At 54.0% G+C, this 19,397-nt stretch carries 24 protein-coding genes, 1 tRNA gene and 1 pseudogene; 22 read left to right on the top strand and 4 right to left on the bottom strand.

Annotation, left to right across the window (positions count from 1 at the left end):
- Positions 1 to 93 (bottom strand): annotated as a pseudogene (locus C8R21_RS10125) (IS5/IS1182 family transposase); the annotation flags it as partial.
- A 40-nt stretch (positions 94 to 133) separates the two neighbouring features.
- Between C8R21_RS10125 and C8R21_RS10130 the strand changes: the two are divergent.
- A complete protein-coding gene (locus C8R21_RS10130; RefSeq protein ID WP_107762585.1) occupies positions 134 to 355 on the top strand; it encodes a hypothetical protein in 222 nt (73 codons plus the stop codon).
- Between the two features lie 164 nt (positions 356 to 519).
- A complete protein-coding gene (locus C8R21_RS10135) occupies positions 520 to 1,338 on the top strand; it encodes a type I restriction enzyme HsdR N-terminal domain-containing protein (RefSeq protein WP_107762586.1) in 819 nt (272 codons plus the stop codon).
- 217 nt (positions 1,339 to 1,555) lie between these two features.
- On the opposite strand, the gene C8R21_RS10140 is transcribed toward C8R21_RS10135, so the two are convergent.
- Positions 1,556 to 1,631: transfer RNA gene (locus C8R21_RS10140), tRNA-Lys, on the bottom strand.
- Between the two features lie 162 nt (positions 1,632 to 1,793).
- Between C8R21_RS10140 and thiO the strand changes: the two genes are divergently transcribed.
- The 16 genes from thiO to C8R21_RS10220 all read left to right on the top strand — a co-directional run bounded on the left by thiO (position 1,794) and on the right by C8R21_RS10220 (position 14,817).
- A complete protein-coding gene (gene thiO / locus C8R21_RS10145) occupies positions 1,794 to 2,921 on the top strand; it encodes a glycine oxidase ThiO (RefSeq protein WP_107762587.1) in 1,128 nt (375 codons plus the stop codon).
- 172 nt (positions 2,922 to 3,093) lie between these two features.
- Positions 3,094 to 3,816 (top strand): YebC/PmpR family DNA-binding transcriptional regulator, encoded by a 723-nt coding sequence (locus tag C8R21_RS10150; protein WP_107762588.1) that lies wholly within the window; start codon positions 3,094 to 3,096, stop codon positions 3,814 to 3,816.
- 33 nt (positions 3,817 to 3,849) lie between these two features.
- The gene (gene ruvC, locus C8R21_RS10155) at positions 3,850 to 4,368 is read left to right on the top strand and encodes a crossover junction endodeoxyribonuclease RuvC (RefSeq protein ID WP_107762589.1); all 519 of its coding nucleotides are present in this window, start codon (positions 3,850 to 3,852) and stop codon (positions 4,366 to 4,368) included.
- Positions 4,365 to 4,958 carry a Holliday junction branch migration protein RuvA gene (gene ruvA, locus C8R21_RS10160; RefSeq protein WP_107762590.1) on the top strand — a complete coding sequence of 198 codons (594 nt, stop codon included), beginning with the start codon at positions 4,365 to 4,367 and terminating at the stop codon, positions 4,956 to 4,958. Before ruvC ends, ruvA begins: the two co-directional genes overlap by 4 nt.
- 137 nt (positions 4,959 to 5,095) lie before the next feature.
- Complete coding sequence (gene ruvB / locus C8R21_RS10165; protein ID WP_107762591.1) at positions 5,096 to 6,139, top strand: Holliday junction branch migration DNA helicase RuvB; 1,044 nt, start codon at positions 5,096 to 5,098, stop codon at positions 6,137 to 6,139.
- 80 nt (positions 6,140 to 6,219) lie between these two features.
- Entirely contained in the window at positions 6,220 to 6,642 is a 423-nt protein-coding gene (ybgC, locus tag C8R21_RS10170) for a tol-pal system-associated acyl-CoA thioesterase (RefSeq protein WP_181258899.1), read from the top strand.
- Complete coding sequence (gene tolQ / locus C8R21_RS10175) at positions 6,639 to 7,325, top strand: protein TolQ (protein WP_074975032.1); 687 nt, start codon at positions 6,639 to 6,641, stop codon at positions 7,323 to 7,325. Before ybgC ends, tolQ begins: the two co-directional genes overlap by 4 nt.
- 66 nt (positions 7,326 to 7,391) lie before the next feature.
- Entirely contained in the window at positions 7,392 to 7,778 is a 387-nt protein-coding gene (gene tolR / locus C8R21_RS10180) for a protein TolR (protein ID WP_107762593.1), read from the top strand.
- A gap of 220 nt (positions 7,779 to 7,998) precedes the next feature.
- Positions 7,999 to 9,042: a cell envelope integrity protein TolA gene (gene tolA, locus C8R21_RS10185; protein ID WP_107762594.1), complete on the top strand. Its 1,044-nt coding sequence runs from the start codon at positions 7,999 to 8,001 to the stop codon at positions 9,040 to 9,042.
- Positions 9,043 to 9,073: 31 nt separating this feature from the next.
- Positions 9,074 to 10,399 carry a Tol-Pal system beta propeller repeat protein TolB gene (tolB, locus tag C8R21_RS10190; RefSeq protein WP_107762595.1) on the top strand — a complete coding sequence of 442 codons (1,326 nt, stop codon included), beginning with the start codon at positions 9,074 to 9,076 and terminating at the stop codon, positions 10,397 to 10,399.
- Between the two features lie 38 nt (positions 10,400 to 10,437).
- The gene (gene pal / locus C8R21_RS10195; RefSeq protein WP_107762596.1) at positions 10,438 to 10,962 is read left to right on the top strand and encodes a peptidoglycan-associated lipoprotein Pal; all 525 of its coding nucleotides are present in this window, start codon (positions 10,438 to 10,440) and stop codon (positions 10,960 to 10,962) included.
- Between the two features lie 2 nt (positions 10,963 to 10,964).
- A complete protein-coding gene (gene ybgF, locus C8R21_RS10200) occupies positions 10,965 to 11,864 on the top strand; it encodes a tol-pal system protein YbgF (protein ID WP_107762597.1) in 900 nt (299 codons plus the stop codon).
- A 48-nt stretch (positions 11,865 to 11,912) separates the two neighbouring features.
- Positions 11,913 to 12,617, top strand: a complete 705-nt coding sequence (gene queE / locus C8R21_RS10205) for a 7-carboxy-7-deazaguanine synthase QueE (RefSeq protein ID WP_258192349.1) — start codon at positions 11,913 to 11,915, stop codon at positions 12,615 to 12,617.
- Between the two features lie 53 nt (positions 12,618 to 12,670).
- Positions 12,671 to 13,369, top strand: a complete 699-nt coding sequence (gene queC / locus C8R21_RS10210) for a 7-cyano-7-deazaguanine synthase QueC (protein ID WP_107762598.1) — start codon at positions 12,671 to 12,673, stop codon at positions 13,367 to 13,369.
- Positions 13,370 to 13,406: 37 nt separating this feature from the next.
- Positions 13,407 to 14,105, top strand: a complete 699-nt coding sequence (gene aat, locus C8R21_RS10215; protein ID WP_107762599.1) for a leucyl/phenylalanyl-tRNA--protein transferase — start codon at positions 13,407 to 13,409, stop codon at positions 14,103 to 14,105.
- Positions 14,089 to 14,817, top strand: a complete 729-nt coding sequence (locus C8R21_RS10220) for an arginyltransferase (protein WP_107762600.1) — start codon at positions 14,089 to 14,091, stop codon at positions 14,815 to 14,817. The genes aat and C8R21_RS10220 overlap by 17 nt, the downstream gene beginning before the upstream one ends.
- A 28-nt stretch (positions 14,818 to 14,845) precedes the next feature.
- Here C8R21_RS10220 and C8R21_RS10225 read toward each other — a convergent pair whose 3' ends face one another.
- Positions 14,846 to 15,781, bottom strand: a complete 936-nt coding sequence (locus C8R21_RS10225; RefSeq protein WP_107762601.1) for a tetratricopeptide repeat protein — start codon at positions 15,779 to 15,781, stop codon at positions 14,846 to 14,848.
- Between the two features lie 167 nt (positions 15,782 to 15,948).
- On the opposite strand from C8R21_RS10225, the gene C8R21_RS10230 reads away from it, so the two are divergent.
- From C8R21_RS10230 to C8R21_RS10245, 4 genes are read left to right on the top strand one after another with little or no spacing between them, the layout of a single operon-like run.
- The gene (locus C8R21_RS10230) at positions 15,949 to 16,995 is read left to right on the top strand and encodes a quinone-dependent dihydroorotate dehydrogenase (protein WP_107762639.1); all 1,047 of its coding nucleotides are present in this window, start codon (positions 15,949 to 15,951) and stop codon (positions 16,993 to 16,995) included.
- On the top strand, positions 16,992 to 17,762 hold the full coding sequence (gene rsxB / locus C8R21_RS10235) for an electron transport complex subunit RsxB (protein ID WP_107762602.1): 771 nt from the start codon (positions 16,992 to 16,994) through the stop codon (positions 17,760 to 17,762). Before C8R21_RS10230 ends, rsxB begins: the two co-directional genes overlap by 4 nt.
- Positions 17,763 to 17,765: 3 nt before the next feature.
- A complete protein-coding gene (gene nth / locus C8R21_RS10240; RefSeq protein WP_107762603.1) occupies positions 17,766 to 18,413 on the top strand; it encodes an endonuclease III in 648 nt (215 codons plus the stop codon).
- An 8-nt stretch (positions 18,414 to 18,421) separates the two neighbouring features.
- Positions 18,422 to 18,850, top strand: a complete 429-nt coding sequence (locus C8R21_RS10245) for a DUF1841 family protein (RefSeq protein ID WP_107762640.1) — start codon at positions 18,422 to 18,424, stop codon at positions 18,848 to 18,850.
- 192 nt (positions 18,851 to 19,042) lie between these two features.
- Here C8R21_RS10245 and C8R21_RS10250 read toward each other — a convergent pair whose 3' ends face one another.
- Entirely contained in the window at positions 19,043 to 19,369 is a 327-nt protein-coding gene (locus tag C8R21_RS10250; protein WP_107762604.1) for a c-type cytochrome, read from the bottom strand.
- Positions 19,370 to 19,397 lie beyond the last annotated feature (28 nt).

Raw genomic sequence — 19,397 nt, forward strand, 5'->3', positions numbered from 1 at the left:
CTTGTGTGGCCCGTAGCCTCTGGGAGCATCCTTCCATTGCAGGCCGTTCTTTATCACGTAAATAATCCCGCTGATCACCCGTAAATCGTCCACACATGCTGACAGGCTGATAGCGGAGCACGCAGCCAATATCTTGGCTCTGCTGCGAGACGGAGGCTGGAGCAGCAACAGGGCGCTGCTGACCCGTTTAGAAGCTGCGCTGGGAAAGCTGGGGATGAGCCTGGCGGCTCGGTCCAAGGTTTCGATATTAAAGACCGATGGAGCAGAGAATCCTTATGGGGAGTTTGGGTGGAAATTGAAATGGTTTCAGATCACCCAGGATACCGCTGGTAAGCCCACTCTCGAGGAAGGGTAAGGTAATGTGCAGAGGTAACCATGTATGGGAAAAAATCAGCGTAGGAAGTTGTAAACTCGATGCTCTGTCAAATTGACAAGATGGGAGGAGCGGAAAGTAAATAATAAAGAGAACAGGAAATTGATCGTTAACTACTTTCGAACATTAAAAGCGGAGAAAAACAGATGTCGATCTCAAAAAAAATAACCGATAGGATTGTGTCGGGTATAAAACAGTACCAACCGATTCTGGCGGCGGCGAAAACAAGAGACGCTGGAGAAGCTGACACAGTTACAATTATCAAGGATATGTTGGCCGATATTTTTGGCTTTGATAAGTACGTGGAAATTACATCTGAATATGCTATCCGAGGTACGTATTGTGATCTTGGAATCAAGATAGACGGCACACTCCAAACGCTCATTGAAGTAAAGGCAATTGGAATTGACCTCAAAGACAACCATCTGAAACAGGCGGTAGATTATGCTGCCAATCAAGGGGTGGATTGGGTTTTGCTTACAAACGGAATGTGTTGGCGTGTTTATCGCGTCATTTTTTCAAAACCGATAAATCAGGAACTGGTGGTAAGTATAGATTTCGCCGCACTGAATTCACGGTCTTCAACCGATGTTGAATTGCTTTATTTGTGCTGTAAAGAAGGATGGCAACGATCAGTACTGGGCGAATACCACTTGCAAAAGCAGGCATTATCTCGTTTCTTTATAGGAGCAATCCTTCAGATCGATCCGGTTCTTGATGTCATTCGACGGGAGTTACGCCGCATTTCGCCTGATGTTCGTATTGACACAGATCAAATTCGCGACGTACTAACAGCCGAGGTTATAAAGCGTGAAGTAATGGAGGGAGAAAAAGCTATCGAAGCAAAGAAGAAAATTGCACGTATCACATCAAAAAACAACAGAGCCCGCAAGAATGTGAAGGAAGGGGAAAAGGGGGAAAGAGAAAGCGAGTTAGCGCCGGCTGAACTTGAGGGCGTGCAGTAGGAAAAACTGAGCCGAGATCACCTGGGGCTCAACCGTCTTACGATTTTAGGTTTTAGGTGTGTGGGTCTTCTTAAATTTAAGGAGGCCCCGCAAAAACAAGCAGTCCCAAAATTTTTTGGAACTGACTGGAAAAAGGCTGAGGCGGTTACAAAATGGTTACATTCTGGAAAAACAAAAGGAATTCCAGTTTCTAATAAGTCACAAGTGATTGATTATTTGGTAGGCCGTGGCAGATTCGAACTGCCGACCAACGGATTAAAAGTCCGCTGCTCTACCGGCTGAGCTAACGGCCCATAGGTGCGAGGGGACGTGCATTATACCGGCTCACTCTCCCGATATAAAGTTTTTTGACTGCCCTGTAGAACACATCGGTCTTGTAAACAGCTGCTCGAATTGCGTTTCATCACAGAACCGCTTTTGTTATTCTGTGCGGAGGCTTGTTGAAGGAATAATTTTTGAGCAGCGATGTGATCGTGATCGGTGGCGGAGTTGTCGGGCTTGCCACCGCGTGGGAATTATTGCGTTCGGGCGCGACAGTTACCGTACTTGAGCGCAATCTTTGCGGTCAGGAAGCATCCTGGGCGGGGGCCGGTATACTCTCGCCATTGTTGCCATGGGACTATCCGGAAGCGGTCACACAGCTTACACAGTTTAGTGCTTATCTGTTTCTCCAATTTGTTGAAGCGTTGCAGGCGGAAACGGGCGTCGATCCGGAATATCAGGCCAGCGGCATGCTGGTGCTGCCCGATTCTTCCTCCCAAGCCTATGTCGAACCGGGGACGTTTGATAAATACAGCCGGATGCTTCTGGCCGAACGCTGGTGCACACGTCACGCCATATCCGTGCAGGAGGTTCAATCCAGTCAAATAGCTCCTTCGCTCGTGCGCGACACGGCCGCGCTCTGGCTGCCCGAGGTATGCCAGGTAAGGAATCCGCGTTTGCTGCAGGCGTTGATAAAGACGGTGAAGGGGCTTGGCGGTAAAATCGTCGAGCATGCCGAGATTACAGGCTGGAAGATCGAGCGGGGGTACGTCCAATCCATCAGTACGGTGGCGGGCGAGCGTCATTCTGCAGGGCAGTATGTTGTTGCCGCGGGAGCATGGAGCAGGCGGCTTCTGGCCGAGCATGCGGAAGCACTGGAGGTCTGGCCGGTCCGCGGCCAGATTCTGTTGTTCAAGGTGCGGCCAGGGTTGCTCGAGCCGATAGTGCTCGACGAGCGGAACAATTTTTATCTCATCCCCCGTCGGGACGGGCACATACTTGCGGGCAGCACCCTGGAGGAAGCCGGTTTCGACAAAAGTACGACGCCCGAAGCGCGGGAAACATTGCTTGCAAGGGCGCAAGCCCTGATTCCTGTTCTTGCTGAGGAGAAGATCGTCGCGCATTGGGCAGGCCTGCGGCCGGCTTCACCTCATAACATACCTGTGATTTCCGTGCATCCAGCGATCTCCAACCTGTATCTCAACAGCGGTCATTATCGCTACGGCGTCACCATGGCGCCCGGCAGCGCGCAGCTCGTAGTCAACATGATCCTGGGCAAACTCCAGCCGCTCGATGTGGTGCCCTATCAGTGGCCGGTTTGAACCCGATCGGTGGCGATCTGAACCCGGTAAGTTTGAATCCAGTAAGTCCGATTATCAACCAGGGAGGGCCGCTTGAAGAACTCATTCTTGTCGGCTTTATGCTGGGGGCGGGGGGTGATAACATTGCACCACTTCAATAAAGGACTCAATAAGGACTACAAGGCATAGAATTATGGCGGGTCACAGCAAGTGGGCTAATATCAAGCACAAGAAAGCCGCGCAGGATGCGAAGCGCGGCAAGATTTTCACCCGGCTCATCAAGGAAATTACCGTTGCCGCAAGACTCGGCGGCGGCGATCCGAACAGCAACCCGCGATTGCGTCTGGCTGTCGATAAGGCTTACGAGCAGAACATGCCCAAGGAAAACGTGGAGCGCGCGATCAAGCGCGGCAGCGGCGATCTGGAAGGCGTGAATTACGAAGAAATACGTTACGAAGGTTATGGCATTGCCGGTGCGGCCGTGCTGGTCGATTGCATGACCGACAATCGCGTGCGTACCGTGGCAGACGTGCGCCATGCTTTTACCAAATACGGCGGTAATCTTGGCACGGACGGTTCGGTAGGTTTTCTTTTCAAGCACTGTGGCCAGTTGCTGTTTGCCCCGGGCACGGATGAAGACAAACTGATGGAAGTAGCCCTGGAAGCCGGCGCCGAGGACATTATCAGCAATGATGATGGCAGCATCGAAGTCATCACCGCGCCGTATGAATTTGTCTTGGTGAAGGAAGCGTTGGAGAAGGCAGGGCTCAAGGCAGAGCTAGCCGAAGTGACCATGAAGCCTGTCAATGAAACCGAATTGACCGGGGACGATTCGGTAAAAATGCAAAAACTGCTCGATGCTTTGGAAAGCATCGACGATGTACAGGAAGTCTATACAACTGCGGTGATCGACTGAGCAGGTTTTTTCCGGCAGAAAAAAGGCAATCAAATCCGTATACTCGGCATAGATCCAGGCCTGCGGCTAACCGGTTTTGGAATCATCGACAAGACCGGCGGCAAACTGGTCTATGTCAGCAGTGGCCGCATCAGGACAGTTGAGGGTGAATTGCCGTTGCGCCTCAAATGCATCATGGATCACCTCAACGAAGTCATCGCAGAGCACAAGCCTGATCACGTCGCGATCGAGCAGGTGTTTGTCAATGTCAATCCAAAATCCACCTTGATGCTTGGGCAGGCGCGCGGAGCGGCGATATGCACGGCAGTGCTGAATAATCTGTCCGTTGCAGAGTATACGGCGCTGCAGATCAAGCAAGCGGTGGTCGGTGAAGGCCACGCCCGGAAAGAACAGGTGCAGGAAATGGTAAGACGGCTGTTGCGCCTCACCGGCCAGCCTGGGGCGGACGCCGCTGATGCCCTTGCCTGTGCTATTTGCCATGCCCATGGAGGCCTAGGGCTCGGCGCCCTGTCGACCGCCGGTTACCGGGTAAAACGGGGGCGCCTCATATGATCGGCAGAATAAGCGGGCTCCTGCTGGAAAAATTTCCCCCGCTGGTGCTGGTTGACGTCCAGGGTGTGGGTTATGAGATCGACGTGCCCATGAGCACGTTCTACAACCTGCCGGCCGTCGGCACGCAAATCACGCTCCACACTCATTTCGTCGTGCGCGAAGACGTGCATCTGCTTTTCGGTTTCGCTACCGAAGGCGAGCGGCAGGCTTTTCGCCAGCTCGTCAAAATTTCCGGCGTTGGGGCGAGAACTGCGCTTGCTTTACTATCCGGCCTGAGCGTGGCTGACTTGCAGCAGGCGGTGTCCGATCAGGATCCTGCCCGTCTGATCAGGATTCCCGGCATCGGCAAGAAGACGGCCGAGCGCTTGCTGCTGGAATTGCGCGACAAACTTGACCTGGTCGTGTCCGCGATTCCGGGTGCAACGGGAGCCCGGCGCCCCTCAGCAATGGGAAGCGATGTGCTGAATGCCCTGTTGTCTCTAGGGTATAATGATCGCGAGGCTAATTGGGCGGTCAGGCAGCTATCCGTGGATCTCTCCGTTTCGGACGGCATAAAACAGGCATTGAAGCTCTTGTCAAAAGAGAAATAACGTCTTTATGGGCAGTGGGAAAATCCCATCCTTCGGATTACCGCTCCGGAGCCCCCGATTTCCTGAAATGAATTTATCTCTGCAATCCAATACAACCAGCAGAAAACCGGGCGGGATAGCCGCTTTTTGAATTGGGAATGATAGAAACAGACCGCCTGATCACCCCCGCCCCCATTTCGTTTAAAGAAGAGGATCTGGAGCGGGCGCTGCGGCCGAAGCATCTGGCCGAATACATAGGCCAGGAAAAAATTCGCGGGCAGTTGCAGATATTCATCGAGGCGGCAAGGCGACGCAGGGAAGCGCTCGATCACGTACTGCTGTTTGGTCCGCCCGGTCTTGGTAAAACCACCCTTGCGCACATCATTGCCAAGGAGATGGGCGTGGGACTGCGCCAGACTTCCGGCCCGGTGCTGGAACGTCCAGGCGATCTTGCCGCCCTGCTGACCAATCTCGAACCCAACGATGTTTTGTTCATAGATGAAATCCATCGTCTCTCCCCGGTCGTGGAGGAAATTCTCTATCCGGCACTGGAGGATTACCAGCTCGACATCATGATCGGCGAAGGCCCTGCGGCACGTTCGGTCAAGCTCGATTTGCCGCCTTTTACCCTGGTGGGGGCCACGACCCGGGCCGGCATGCTGACCAATCCGCTGCGTGACCGTTTTGGCATCATCTCGCGCCTGGAATTCTACTCAGTCGAAGAACTCACCCAGATCGTTATGCGCTCTGCTGCCTTGTTGGGAGCAGACATCTCTCCCGATGGCGCCACTGAAATTGCGCGCCGTTCGCGTGGAACGCCTCGCATTGTCAATCGTCTTCTGCGACGCGTGCGTGACTTTGCAGAAGTCAAGGCGGAGGGCCGCATTAACCGCGAGGTCGCCGACGCCGCCCTGCTCATGCTGGACGTGGATGCAATCGGACTCGATGTAATGGATAGAAAGCTGCTCCTCACCGTAATGGAAAAATTCGGCGGCGGTCCGGTCGGTGTCGATAACCTTGCCGCCGCCATCAGCGAAGAGCGCGGAACCATAGAAGACGTGCTCGAGCCTTACCTGATCCAGCAGGGGTATATGAAGCGCACTCCCCGCGGGCGCATGGCGACATCTATCGCGTATCAGCATTTTGGTCTGGCGCTGCCAAGGAATGGACTCAGCGGGGATTTGTGGGATGAGAATCAGTAGTAAATTTCCCGTGATGCAATCGTAGCAGCCGGCGAACCGGTTGCGATGTCGGCATCAATTTCTCAATTGATCAGATAAAGATGTCTTACTCAGGTTCCGAGGTTCCCTTTTCTTTACCCGTCCGCGTCTATTATCAGGATACCGATGCAGGCGGCGTGGTTTATCATTCAACTTATCTCGATTTCATGGAGCGTGCCCGCTACGAATGGTTGCGCGAATTGGGGTTCAATATTCATTCATTAAGTCAGATTCATAAGGTGATTTTCATGGTACGTTCGCTTGGCATTGAATACTTTAAACCGGCCCTGCTGGATGACCTGCTGCACATTACAACGCAGGCAGCGGAATTGGGCAGAAGCCGCATCACGATCGCGCAACGGGTCTTGCGAGGCGATGTTACGCTAGCTACCGCTACCGTGCAGGCGGTATGCGTGGGAGTGGATAGTCTGAAACCGGTGAGCGTCCCTGCTGCCCTGCGTCTCAAGCTTGGAAAATTATCATGAATCTGACTGTTGGCCAGGATATGTCCCTTTTTCAGCTCATCGGCAGCGCGAGTTTGCCAGTGCAGTTGGTGATGCTGCTGCTGGTGATCGCTTCACTGATGTCATGGTGGTACATTTTTCGCAAACTGTTTGTCATCCGCGAGGCGGAGAGGCAGTGCGATGAATTCGAGAATGTTTTCTGGAAGGGAACCGATCTCAATGCGCTTTTCCAGAGCGCTGCTGCTTCCCGTCATACCGCAGGCAGCATGGAACGGATCTTCGAGGCGGGTTTTCGGGAATTCATGAAGCACAGGCGTCAGCCGGGAATGGATACCGGCACGGCCATGGACAGTACCCGTCGTGCCATGCGCGCGACCTACCAGCGTGAAATGGATCGTCTTGAATCGCATCTCTCTTTTCTTGCGACGGTCGGCTCCGTGAGCCCGTATGTGGGATTGTTCGGCACCGTCTGGGGCATCATGAATTCATTTCGCGGTTTGTCCAATGTCGCCCAAGCCACCATTTCCCACGTTGCGCCCGGCATTGCGGAGGCGTTGATTGCCACCGCCATGGGCCTGTTTGCCGCGATCCCCGCGGTTATCGCTTATAACCGCTATGCCAGCAGTATGGACAGGCTGGCCACGCGGTTCGAGAGCTTCATGGAAGAAATGTCGAATGTTCTGCAGCGGCAGGCCGGCGGCTAGGAACGTGAATAAGGATAGTTTCGGAGAGCGGAGATTGTGACTGAGCGACGCGCCAGAAGGCGCCTGATGAATGAGATAAACGTCGTACCCTACATTGACGTGATGCTGGTGCTGCTCGTCATTTTCATGATCACGGCGCCGCTCATCACTCCGGGCGAGATTGACCTGCCGCAGATCGGGAAGTCGCTGTCGCCACCGGTTGCTCCGCTAGAGGTGATTGTCAAGGCCAACGGTATTCTGGCACTGAATGATCGCTCTGTCAGAGAGGGCGAGAAGCAGGTCAGTCGTAAGGAGCTTGTCGAGGTGATCAAACAGAAACAGGCGGCAAATGCCGAGCAGCCGGTGGTGATTGCCGGCGACAAAAATGTGCGCTACGAGGAAGTGATAAACGTGATGGATATTCTGCAACAGCAGCAGGTGAAGAAGGTGGGACTGCTGGCCCGGCCGAAATGAGCACGCCTCTGAAAATTCGGATTTGCAGTCGTCCTTTGCAGTCCTTCCGTGGGGGTCGGCCGCTTGTTCGCGCTACCCCGTTGCAAGCTTTTGCTGCTTGCAAAAGATATGTTTCCATGCATTCAGCGTGTCTTGACGCTGGAATTTGTGTTTGCCTCCAGACTATTAAACGAGTTTGCTTGTAAGTTTGGGTTAGACGCCCACAACGAATACGAATGCCATGGCGTTGAGAAAATTCGTTCGACCTGAACCAGGGCGAGTGCCGGCGGCAGTGCTGGCAGTGCTGGTTCACCTCGTTTTTTTTGCTTTCCTGATTTTCGGCCTCAATTGGAAAACCGAGTCACCGGAAGGGATGATGGTGGATTTATGGAGCAGCCTTCCGCCTGCACCGGCACCCGTGGTAAGGGCAGCGCCTCCCCCGCCGCCCAAGCCGGTTGAGCCGGCTCCGGAGGTAAAGCCGCCCGAAACAAAACCAGTGCCGAAGCCGGAAACGCCGCCTCTCCCTAAACCTGATATCGCCATAAAGGAGAAAACCGAGAAACCCAAGCCGGAAAAAAAACCGGTAGAAAACAAGCGGCAACTGGAGAAAGAGCGTAAGGAAAAAGAGCGTAAGGAAAAAGAACTGCAGGAAAAAAAGGAACAGGAGCAGAGGGAAAAGGAACGGGAGGAAAAAGCTGAGACGGAGCGGAAAGAGAAGGAGCGCAGAGAAGAAGAAAAAATAGAAAAGGAACGGAAAGAGAAGGAACAGAAGGAGAAAGCCGAGAAGGAGCGGAAAGAGAAGGAACGCAGAGAAGAAGAACGAAGAGAAAAGGAACGGAAAGAGAAGGAACAGAAGGAGAAGGAACGGAAGGAGAAAGCCGAGAAGGAACGGAAGGAGAAAGAACAGCAGGCGCGGGTTGCAGCGGAGGTGGAGCAGCTTCGGCGCGAACAGGGAGAACGCGACAGGCTTCAGGCTGAAGCGGCGGCGCAAGCGCGACTGGCGAAGGAGATTGACGAATATAAGGCGAGAATTCTTGCCAAGATAAGAAGGAATATTGTGATGCCGCAGGATCTGCCTGGAAACCCGGTCGTCGAGTTCGATGTTACTGTGCTTCCGGGGGGTGATATCCTCGATGTCAGGCTGCGCAAGAGCAGTGGATTCGCTGCTTTCGACGGTGCGGTAGAGCGGGCTATTGCCTTGTCCAGGCCGCTTCCGCTGCCGCCCGATCCTGCGCTTTTTCCGAAGTTCCGCAACTTGAGTGTCAAGGTGCATTACCTTGAATGACTGGTATAATCTGTTGTTTCAAAATTAACTTATGGCCATTGCTATGCTGCCCATGCCGTCCCGCTCGCATAAACTTTCCGGCTCTGCTGCCGTTTTGTTCTTCTTGTGGCTGGTCTGCTCGCCGGTGCAGGCCGCTCTCAACATCGAAATTTTCGGTGGAGGCGCCAACCAGATTCCTGTGGCGATAGTTCCCTTTGCGGAAGAGGAAAGACTGGGTGCGCAAAGCCTTACCCCCGTCATTTCGGCCGATCTGCGCCGTACAGGATTATTTAAGCTGGTCGATGCCGGAGGGCTGCGGCCGCATGAACCGGTCGAGGTTTCGTATCCGGATTGGATCAGTCGTGGTGCGAGCGCGCTCGCCATTGGTACCGCGATACCCGTCTCCGGAGGGCAGATATCGATCCGCGTGCGGTTGCTGGATGTGGCAAGGCGGGCAGAACTGGGAAATTATGTCGAGACAGTGCCGCCGGAGCAACTGCGCGCCGCCGCCCACCGCATTGCTGACATGATCTACGAAAAGCTGACCGGCGATGCTGGCGTGTTCAGCACTCGCATTGCCTACGTGATCAAGCAGGGGAAGAAATACTCGCTCCAGGTGGCGGATGCAGACGGATTCAATGCCCAGCCGGTCATTGAATATACGGAGCCGATCATATCGCCCGCCTGGTCCCCGGACGGCACGCGACTGGCATATGTCTCCTTCGAGAACAAGAAGCCCGTGGTTTACATTCAGACCCTTGCGACCCGGACACGCAAGGCGGTCGCAAATTTCAGGGGGAGCAATAGTGCGCCGGCATGGTCCCCGGATGGCAGGAAGCTTGCGGTTGTGCTATCTGTAATGGGTGGATCGCAAATCTTTCTGATCAACTCCGATGGCGGAGGACTCCAGCGCCTTACTCAAAGTTCCGGCATCGACACCGAGCCAAGTTTTTCGCCGGATGGCCGTTATATCATTTTCACCTCTGACCGTGGCGGCAGTCCTCAAATTTATCGGATGCCTGTCACAGGAGGTGTATCCAAGGTTGCGGAACGTCTTACTTTCGAGGGAAGCTACAACGTGAGTCCGCGTTACAGTCCTGATGGAAAGGGTTTTACTTTTATCCACCGCAGCGGGGATAGATTCAACGTTGCGATTCAGGATTTTGCGACCGGCCAGGTGCGGTTGCTCACGGATTCGAAATTCGACGAATCGCCAAGTTTTGCCCCTAACGGCAGAATGGTTCTTTATGCAACTGAAATACGGGGCCGTGGTATATTATCCGCGGTTTCGAGTGACGGGAGAACGCGACAACAGCTTTCAACTCAGGCTGGTGATATAAGAGAACCGGCGTGGGGTCCGCTACGGCGTCTACAGTAATTCCAGTGTATTTTTGGCTAACCTAAAAGGGAACAGAAATGAAAAAAGTTTTGGGCGTGTTATTGATCAGCCTGTTGACGGCCTGCGCCAGCCAGACAAAGCAGCCCGGCGACGAGGATATGGAAGATAGAGATCGATCCAGGGATGCGGCCACGCAAAGGGAGAGCATGCAGGCTGAGGATTACACATCCCCAACCCTCAATCCGCTTACCGATCCGAACAGCATCCTTTCCAAGCGCAGCATTTATTTCGATTTAGACAGCTATGTAGTAAAGGATCAATTCAGGTCTCTGGTCGCGGCACATGCGAAGTACCTGCGTGAGCATCCCAATTCCAGGGTGTTGCTGCAGGGGCACACGGACGAGCGCGGCAGCCGCGAGTATAACCTGGCGTTGGGTCAGCGCCGCGCGGATGCGGTCAAGTATGCAATGACGCTATCAGGTGCCCAGGAAGGGCAGATCGAGGCTGTGAGCCTGGGCGAGGAAAAGCCCCATGCAATGGGTCATGACGAGGCTGCATGGGCTGAAAACCGCCGGGTGGATATCCGTTATCAGGGTGAATAACCATGCTCCCGCGCGCTTTCCTGCTGTCGGTTCTGATTGTCTGTGGTTCGGTTCATGCGAGAACCTTCGATGATGACAGAGCGCCGCGCCGTATGGTCGCGCAGCAGGCTTCGATGGGTGAACTGCGGAATCAGGGACAAACGTTGGAATCTCGTGTTGGCAGACTCGAAGAAGATCTCGGTAGCCGGCCATTACTGGAGCTTCACAGCCAGATAGAAAGCCTGCGGCTCGATCTGAACAGGTTACGGGGCCAGATAGAGGTGCTGGTCAATGAAAATGAACTGGCGCAGAAACGGCAGCGGGATTTCTACGTTGATCTCGATAACCGGCTCAGGCGGCTGGAGCAGGCGGAAGGAGCCGATGGGACAGGGGCTTCCAGGTCGGACGTATCCTCCCCCGCTGCATCCAGCTCCGCCATTGATTCCAATGCAGGTCTGAATTCCGGTCAGGGAGCGAAAGGAACTGCGTCCACTGCTGCAGTTTCGTCCGAATACGATACGCCTGCCAACAGGAATCCCGTCGCCGAGGGCTCCGCTGGCCGCGCCTATGAGAGCGGATACGACCTGTTCAAGACAGGCAAGTACAAGGAAGCCATATCCAGCTTCAACAGCTTTCTCAGGTCTTATCCCGAATCAAGTTTTGCTGCCAGTGCCCACTACTGGATCGGAAATTCCTTTTATGCATTGCGCGAATTCAAGAATGCCGTTGCCGCACAGGAAGCGCTGATCAAAACCTATCCGGACAGCCCTAAGGTACCGGATGCGATGCTGAATATAGCCAGCAGCCAGTTGGAGTTGAATAAAAAAGATGCCGCCCGGACAACTCTGGAAAGCGTCATCGTCAGATATCCCGGCAGCGACGCAGCAGACAAAGCCAAACGACGGTTAACCAGTATCAAGTAGCGGTGTGTGCCGGCAGGACATTTCCCTGCCGGCTTCCGTCCTGTATATATGGTTCAGACCCTATCCCCGCATTTCCCACATCTGTCCAGGAAGATTACATCTTCCGCGGAAACCGCGAGCTTGCGGGTCAACGAGATTTTTCTATCCCTGCAGGGAGAAACCAGTCGTGTGGGACTACCCACTGTTTTTGTACGGCTCACCGGTTGTCCCCTGCGTTGCGGCTACTGTGATACTGCGTATGCGTTCCACGAGGGCGAACGCATGTCCCTTGCCGCTATTCTCCCGGAGGTGGCAAGGCATGGGGCGCGTCATGTTACCGTAACAGGGGGCGAGCCTCTGGCTCAAAAAGAGTGCCTGGCTTTGCTTCGATTGCTGTGTGATGCGGGTTATTCGGTATCACTGGAAACCAGCGGTGCGCTGGATATATCCGGCGTGGATGAGCGCGTGTCCAGGATCCTGGACCTCAAGACGCCCGGTTCCGCAGAGGTGGAAAAAAATCTCTGGAGCAACATTCAGCACCTTACGATCCATGATGAGGTAAAGTTTGTGCTCTGTGACGAAGGCGACTACCGGTGGGCGGTCGAGATGATGGGTAAGCATCGGTTGGACCGTATTTGTCCTGTATTGTTTTCTCCGGTCCATGGCAGACTGGACCCGACTGTCCTTGCGGAATGGATCTTGGGGGATCGGCTGCCGGTACGCATGCAGGTTCAGTTGCACAAATTGCTGTGGGGGGAGGGGCCGGGACGATAACGGGTACTAACGGGGTAAAACAGGCTGTGTCGTGACTCGTTTTTTACAACTTTATGGTTAAGGCAGTCGTGCTGCTGTCAGGTGGTCTGGATTCGGCCACCGCCCTTGCTATCGCTCGCCAGCAAGGATATGAGTGTTATGCCTTGAGTGTGAGCTACGGCCAACGCCATGGCTCGGAACTCGCGGCGGCAAAAAATCTTGCCCACTCCCTGGGTGCCGCCGCCTATAAAGTCATTGAAGTGGATCTTTCCACATTTGGCGGCTCCGCGCTTATCGATAAAGAGCGTGAAATTCCGACTGGCGGGGTTACGCCAGGCATCCCCAGCACTTACGTACCCGCACGCAATACCATCATGCTTTCCCTTGCGCTGGCCTGGGCCGAAGTGCTTGGGAGCGGGGATATTTTCATCGGGGTTAACGCCGTTGACTATTCTGGCTACCCAGATTGCCGTCCTGAGTACATCGAAGCCTTCGAGACGATGGCGAATCTCGCGACAAAAACAGGGACTGAAGGAGCGCGCATGACTATCCACGCGCCTCTCATGAACTTGTCGAAGGCGGAGATCATAAAGAGGGGATGCTTGCTGGGTGTTGACTACAGCATGACCGTTTCCTGCTATCAGGCGGACGATGCCGGGCTGGCCTGCGGGGTATGCGATTCCTGCCGGTTGCGACGGGCAGGCTTCGAATCGGCGAATGTCCCTGACGTAACGCGCTATCACGCAGGCTTCCGGCAGGCAACTGCTCTCTGATACTCAAACGGAAGGTATTCAACGCCTTGCTTGTTTCATGATTCCGTGGCTCTCGTCTGATTCACCTTTCCCTCCGCTGCACACCGCGCTCATTCAGCCCAATGGCCTGCTGGCAGTAGGAGGTGATCTTTCGCCGCATCGGCTTATCGAGGCATACAGCCAGGGAATTTTTCCATGGTTCAACGATGGGGACCCCATTCTCTGGTGGAGCCCCGATCCGCGCATGGTGCTGTTTCCGGGCGAGCTTAAAGTATCCCGTTCGTTGCAAAAATCGCTGCGAAAGGACAATTATGAAATCCGCATCGACAGGGATTTCATCCAGGTCATGCAGGCTTGCGCTGCACCGCGGCGAGACGGGTGCAGAACCTGGATACAGGATGAAATGATTTTCGCCTATACCGCGTTGCATGAAATGGGCTTCGCCCATTCCGTGGAAACCTGGATGGACGGCAAATTGGTGGGAGGACTATATGGCGTTGCGCTGGGACGCGTATTCTTCGGTGAATCCATGTTCTCACGCGTTTCCGATGCTTCCAAAATCGCATTTGTGCATCTGGTGCGGCAACTGGAGCGATGGGGATTTGAAATGATTGATTGCCAGATGAAAACTGCTCATCTTGCGTCCCTTGGTGCGCGTGAAATCCCTCGCAAGGAATTTAGTCAAAGATTGAAAGAATTGGTAAACTATGCGGAACGAGGCGAAAAATGGTGTTTCGATCATGAGCAAGTTGAATGATCTTCCCGCATCCACGCTACAGTTCTACACTACCGCGTCTTATCCATGCAGCTATCTCCCTGAGCAGCTGGCCCGCTCGCAGGTAGCGACTCCCAGTCACCTGATCGACACCATTGTTTATGGCGGCCTCGTACAGGCTGGTTTTCGTCGCAGCGGGGCTTTTACTTATCGTCCTTTCTGCGACAATTGCCGCGCCTGCCTTCCGGTGCGTGTGGTAGTTGACAGTCTGACCCTCCGCCGAAGCCAGCGCCGTTCCTGGGAGCGACATCGGCACCTGGTTGCGACTCAGCACGATTTATATTATCACCCCGATCACTACGCATTGTATCTTCGTTATCAGGCGCAACGCCACTCGGGTGGCGGCATGGATCGGGACAGCCGCGAGCAGTACCGGCATTTTCTGCTGCCCAGCAACGTCGATTCGAAACTGGTGGAATTCCGGGAAAACGGTATTTTACGGATGGTCAGCATCATTGATGAGCTGCCTGATGGAATATCGTCGGTCTACACCTTTTTCGACCCGGATGTGCCGGGCGCGAGTTTTGGTACCTATAATATCCTGTGGCAAGTGCACCAGTGCCGCGAATTGAAGCTCCCTTATCTTTACCTCGGCTACTGGATCAAGGATAGCCGAAAAATGGCATACAAAGCGGCATTCAGGCCATTGCAAGCCTTGATCAACGGCCAATGGGAGCCACTGGAAAATATCTGATTACCCTTCCTGCAGCTTCCCTTGAAATTCACCGCTTCGCCGCCCGGATAGCCGCTGCCCGTTTAGCCAGCGGCTCAGCCTTGTGGGTATAACCAATCTCCCGATACAGTTGCGCCAGGTTTTCCAGGCTCGTTGCCACATTCGGGTGATCCGGGCCGAGCGTTTCTTCAGAGATGAGCAGCGCACGGCGAAACAGCGGTTCAGCGTGAGGGTATTTACCCTGGTCTTTATACAGTCCGCCGAGATTATTCAAACTCAAGGCGACGTTGGGATGATTCGGTCCGAAAGCTCTTTTCGTGATTGCAAATACACGCTTGTATAAAGGTTCAGCTTTCGCATACTGCTTCTGAGCATTGTAAAGCAAGGCGAGATTGTTGAGACTCATGGCGAGGTTGGGATGGTGCGGCCCTCCCATTTTTTCCAATATTGCCACTGCCCGTTTGAGGAGGGGTTCGGCCTGAGGATATTGTCCTTGCGCCTGATATAACTGTGCCAGATTGTTCAGGCTTGCAGCGACGTTGGGATGCTCCCCCCCGAATGCTTTCTCATCGATCGCCAGCGCACGCTTGTAAAGCGCCTCGGCCTCCGCATCATCCCCTTTGTTCCGGTACAGCATGGCCAGGTTATTCAGCGTTGCGGCCACTTCCGGACTTTCTGCGCCCAATGATTTTTCAAAAATTGCCTGCGCACGCTTGAGAAGCGGTTCCGCCTCCTTGTAGTGTCCCTGGGCACTATAGATCATGGCAAGGCTGTTGAGGCTGGTAGCAATATCCGGATGATCCGGCTCCAATCCCTGTTCTGCTGCCTGCAGCGCTTTCTTCGCCGCTACCGCCGCTCCTTTATAGTCTCCCTGCTGATAAAATGTTTCCACCTCATCGTTGAGCTTGTCCCATAATGTGGCGGCGCGAGCAGTTCCCGAAAATAAAATGAGAACCAGAATCAAAGAAAGGTGCTGCAACTTCATGAATGCTCCTGTTCAAGACTGATGCAACCGGTATCACCGGGCTGGGTCTTCAATATGAGGGCATGGCGTCTGAACCCCGCCTGCCGGCTGCTATCACAGATCACAGACCCGGTATAGACCGGATCAGGTAACAAGCGTTCACCCTGGCGGCAATGGTAAAATGAATGATGCTCTACTCATTGCTCCGCCCGCTGGTATTTGCCCTCGAACCCGAAACAGCGCATCGTATTGCCTTCAATGCGATGGAGACGGCACATCGGCTGGGGTTCTACCATGCGCATTCCGTGCCCTGCCAGTCCCGCAGCATAATGGGGCTGGCTTTTCCCAATCCTGTCGGACTGGCAGCGGGACTGGACAAGAACGGCGAACATATAGACGCGCTGGCAGCTCTTGGATTCGGATTTATCGAAATTGGCACGGTTACGCCCCGGCCACAGCCAGGAAATCCAAGGCCGCGATTGTTTCGCATTCCCCAGGCCAATGCCATTATCAACCGTATGGGCTTCAATAATAACGGTATCGAGCGTCTTGTCGCAAACGTGAAGACGATGAGCTACAAAGGCATTCTGGGGATCAACATCGGGAAAAACTTCGACACACCGGTAGAAAAGGCAGTGGATGACTATCTGATATGCCTGCGTAAGGCCTATCGCTACGCCAGTTATATCACCGTCAACATTTCTTCTCCAAATACCCCTAATCTTCGGCAACTGCAACAGGCCACCGAACTGGATTCCCTGCTCGCCACGCTGAAACTGAATCAGCAGCGTCTGGCTGACGAACATGGGAAATACACGCCACTTTTGGTGAAAATCGCTCCTGACCTGGAGTTGCCGGAAATCGATTCCATCGCCGCACTGTTGATGAAGCATCGGATTGACGGCGTTATTGCCACCAATACCACCCTCTCCCGGGCAGGTGTGGAAACACTTCCCCATGCACGGGAAGCTGGCGGATTGAGCGGGGCGCCGCTTGCAAAACGCGCGACCTCAGTCATTGCGCGCCTTCACCATGCCCTGCAAGGGACTCTGCCCATTATCGGAGTGGGGGGCATCATGGATACGGCAGGTGCTACCGAAAAAATCGAGGCTGGCGCCAGCCTGATACAGATATATAGCGGTCTCGTTTATCGCGGCCCCCATCTGGTACGTGAGATTGCACAAGTGTTGTGCAAGGCAGATGGGAGGCGCGCGGATGTTGCGGGTGCCGCATGAAAGAAGTTTCTCTGGCAGAGGAAATTGATGCCATTCTTCCGCAAACCCAGTGTCGCCAGTGCGGATTTTCGGGTTGCCGACCTTACGCCGAAGCAATTGCAGAGGGGTGGGCACAGATCAACCAGTGCCCCCCAGGTGGAGAAGACGGCATCCATCAACTGGCTCGGCTGCTGAGGATAGAGTCCCTACCTTTGAATGCAGCTCATGGCGTATTCAAACCGAAAGAAGTGGCATTGATTGATGAGCAAGCGTGCATAGGCTGTACCTTATGCATACAAGCTTGCCCGGTGGATGCGATTGTAGGGGCGGCAAGACAGATGCATACGGTTGTTTCCGGGGAGTGCACCGGCTGCTCGTTATGCCTCGAACCCTGTCCGGTAGACTGTATCCAGATGGTTCTTCCAAAGGAGCGTTCTGCGAGCACCGAGATCGGCGTCCACGTTTCGTGGATTGAACCAGAACATCAAGACTACGAAGTGGAGAAGGTGGAAAGGGTGGAAAAAAAGAAAGCAGCTGATCGCGCACGCGCGCGCTACCAGTTGCGGTTGCAGCGGCTGGAACGCGATAAACAGGGAAGGGAGGAAAGGCTGGCAAAAAGAACCGAAGCAACAGCCACCGTGGTGCGTTTATCATCGGCGCCCAGTCTGAAAAAAGTCACCGTTCAGGCGGCGCTGGAGCGCGCAAGGGCTGCCAGGGCACAGGCATCGCCCGGAATATCGGAAAAGGAGGGCTGGAGTGACAGAACGTCAGACATTTCTTCCCGCTGATTCATGAATTCAAGCATACGTCGTGAGATTTTTACCCGCTTCAGGGCCGCTAATCCTCATCCTACCACTGAGCTGGAGTACAACTCCCCATTTGAACTGCTGATAGCAGTGGCGCTCTCCGCCCAGGCGACCGACAAAAGCGTGAACCTTGCCACCCGGAAGCTCTTTCCCAAGGCCAATACACCCGAGGCAATACTTGCAATGGGGGAAGAAGCGTTGAGGGAATACATCAAAAGCATCGGTTTGTACAAAACAAAGGCAAGGAACATCCTTGCAACATGCCGCATACTCATTGATCAGTATGGCGGAAAAGTGCCCGAAACGCGGGAGCAGCTGGAAAAACTGCCCGGCGTGGGCCGCAAGACCGCAAATGTGTTATTGAATACTGCCTTTGGTCAGCCCACTATTGCGGTGGATACACATATTTTCCGCGTGGCCAATCGTACTGGAATTGCAAGGGGAAAGAACGTGCTGGAGGTGGAGTCAAAGCTCCTCAAGTGCGTCCCCAAAGAATTCCGCCAGGATGCCCACCATTGGTTGATTTTGCATGGGCGCTACATCTGCGTGGCAAGAAAACCAAAATGCGCGACCTGCCTGATAAACGACCTGTGTGAATACGAGTCAAAAAACTTTGAGGATACTCCTCGTTAAAAAATTTGATATTCAATCCTTCCAGAGACCAGGCGCGTCAATTTTTTTTCGAGACCTGGCGAAAATACAAGCAACGGGAAATGCTCAGCGCGATGGAGGATATGGCGCTTGAGGTGATTTTGCAGCACCCGGAATACCATGCACTGCTTGATGATGTGGAACATTATCAGGATAAGGATTATCTGCCTGAAATGGGCGAAACCAACCCATTTCTGCACATGGGAATGCATATTGCGATCAAGGAGCAGCTTTCAATAGATCAACCGGCAGGAATCCGTGTGCGATTCGAGCGTCTGCTGAAGAAAACCGGCAACGAGCATACAGCCATGCACCAAGCCATGGAATGCCTGGGGGAAATGATCTGGCAGGCACAACGAAACCAGACCCCGTATGACGTCATGGTTTATTTCGAATGCCTGGATAGACAGGGAATTTGATATTCGAAGCGATGTTGCCGGATGCTTCGGCGGGTTATTCGAGTGTCAGGCAGGCAGGTGGGAAGAAAGCCTCTTTCCCGAGATTTTCCTGTCTGTATCCTTCTTCACCCGAAGGTTCTGAACGAAGCCCCCTGAACAGTTCTCCGCGGAGCGCATCGAAGCACTCGCGCGGGACTTTATCAGAGGTTCCAATCAGTATTTCGTCTGGAGGCCTTTCTGGGTAGCAAAGTAAGCAGCCACGTTTTCGATGTCTTCCTTGCTCAGGGCTGCTGCCATGCCCGCCATCACCGGGTCTTGCCGAACGCCCGATTTATATTCATTCAGGGTTTTTGCGAGGTAACTCGCATGTTGTCCGGCCAGTATCGGAAACGCCGGGGCAGGACTATTACCATCCGGACCGTGACAGGCGGCGCACACCTCGGCCGCTTTTTTCTTTCCCGCTTCTATATCCGTTGCCATTCCCTGGTTGGAAATCAGCATTAAGGCTGCGCTTGCAGCGCCAATAATAAGATGTTTCATGAGGCTTTCCTTGCTTGGTCAGTGGTTA

This window comes from Nitrosospira multiformis, from assembly GCF_003050865.1.
GTDB lineage: Bacteria > Pseudomonadota > Gammaproteobacteria > Burkholderiales > Nitrosomonadaceae > Nitrosospira > Nitrosospira multiformis_E.

Coding starts and splice junctions, on each gene's coding strand:
- C8R21_RS10135 (WP_107762586.1), top strand. CDS start 520: ATGTCGATCTCAAAAAAAATAACCGATAGGATTGTGTCGGGTATAAAA.
- C8R21_RS10150 (WP_107762588.1), top strand. CDS start 3,094: ATGGCGGGTCACAGCAAGTGGGCTAATATCAAGCACAAGAAAGCCGCG.
- ruvA (WP_107762590.1), top strand. CDS start 4,365: ATGATCGGCAGAATAAGCGGGCTCCTGCTGGAAAAATTTCCCCCGCTG.
- ruvB (WP_107762591.1), top strand. CDS start 5,096: ATGATAGAAACAGACCGCCTGATCACCCCCGCCCCCATTTCGTTTAAA.
- ybgC (WP_181258899.1), top strand. CDS start 6,220: ATGTCTTACTCAGGTTCCGAGGTTCCCTTTTCTTTACCCGTCCGCGTC.
- tolQ (WP_074975032.1), top strand. CDS start 6,639: ATGAATCTGACTGTTGGCCAGGATATGTCCCTTTTTCAGCTCATCGGC.
- tolR (WP_107762593.1), top strand. CDS start 7,392: ATGAATGAGATAAACGTCGTACCCTACATTGACGTGATGCTGGTGCTG.
- tolA (WP_107762594.1), top strand. CDS start 7,999: ATGGCGTTGAGAAAATTCGTTCGACCTGAACCAGGGCGAGTGCCGGCG.
- tolB (WP_107762595.1), top strand. CDS start 9,074: ATGGCCATTGCTATGCTGCCCATGCCGTCCCGCTCGCATAAACTTTCC.
- pal (WP_107762596.1), top strand. CDS start 10,438: ATGAAAAAAGTTTTGGGCGTGTTATTGATCAGCCTGTTGACGGCCTGC.
- ybgF (WP_107762597.1), top strand. CDS start 10,965: ATGCTCCCGCGCGCTTTCCTGCTGTCGGTTCTGATTGTCTGTGGTTCG.
- queE (WP_258192349.1), top strand. CDS start 11,913: ATGGTTCAGACCCTATCCCCGCATTTCCCACATCTGTCCAGGAAGATT.
- queC (WP_107762598.1), top strand. CDS start 12,671: ATGGTTAAGGCAGTCGTGCTGCTGTCAGGTGGTCTGGATTCGGCCACC.
- aat (WP_107762599.1), top strand. CDS start 13,407: ATGATTCCGTGGCTCTCGTCTGATTCACCTTTCCCTCCGCTGCACACC.
- C8R21_RS10220 (WP_107762600.1), top strand. CDS start 14,089: ATGAGCAAGTTGAATGATCTTCCCGCATCCACGCTACAGTTCTACACT.
- C8R21_RS10225 (WP_107762601.1), bottom strand. CDS start 15,781: ATGAAGTTGCAGCACCTTTCTTTGATTCTGGTTCTCATTTTATTTTCG.
- C8R21_RS10230 (WP_107762639.1), top strand. CDS start 15,949: ATGCTCTACTCATTGCTCCGCCCGCTGGTATTTGCCCTCGAACCCGAA.
- rsxB (WP_107762602.1), top strand. CDS start 16,992: ATGAAAGAAGTTTCTCTGGCAGAGGAAATTGATGCCATTCTTCCGCAA.
- nth (WP_107762603.1), top strand. CDS start 17,766: ATGAATTCAAGCATACGTCGTGAGATTTTTACCCGCTTCAGGGCCGCT.
- C8R21_RS10250 (WP_107762604.1), bottom strand. CDS start 19,369: ATGAAACATCTTATTATTGGCGCTGCAAGCGCAGCCTTAATGCTGATT.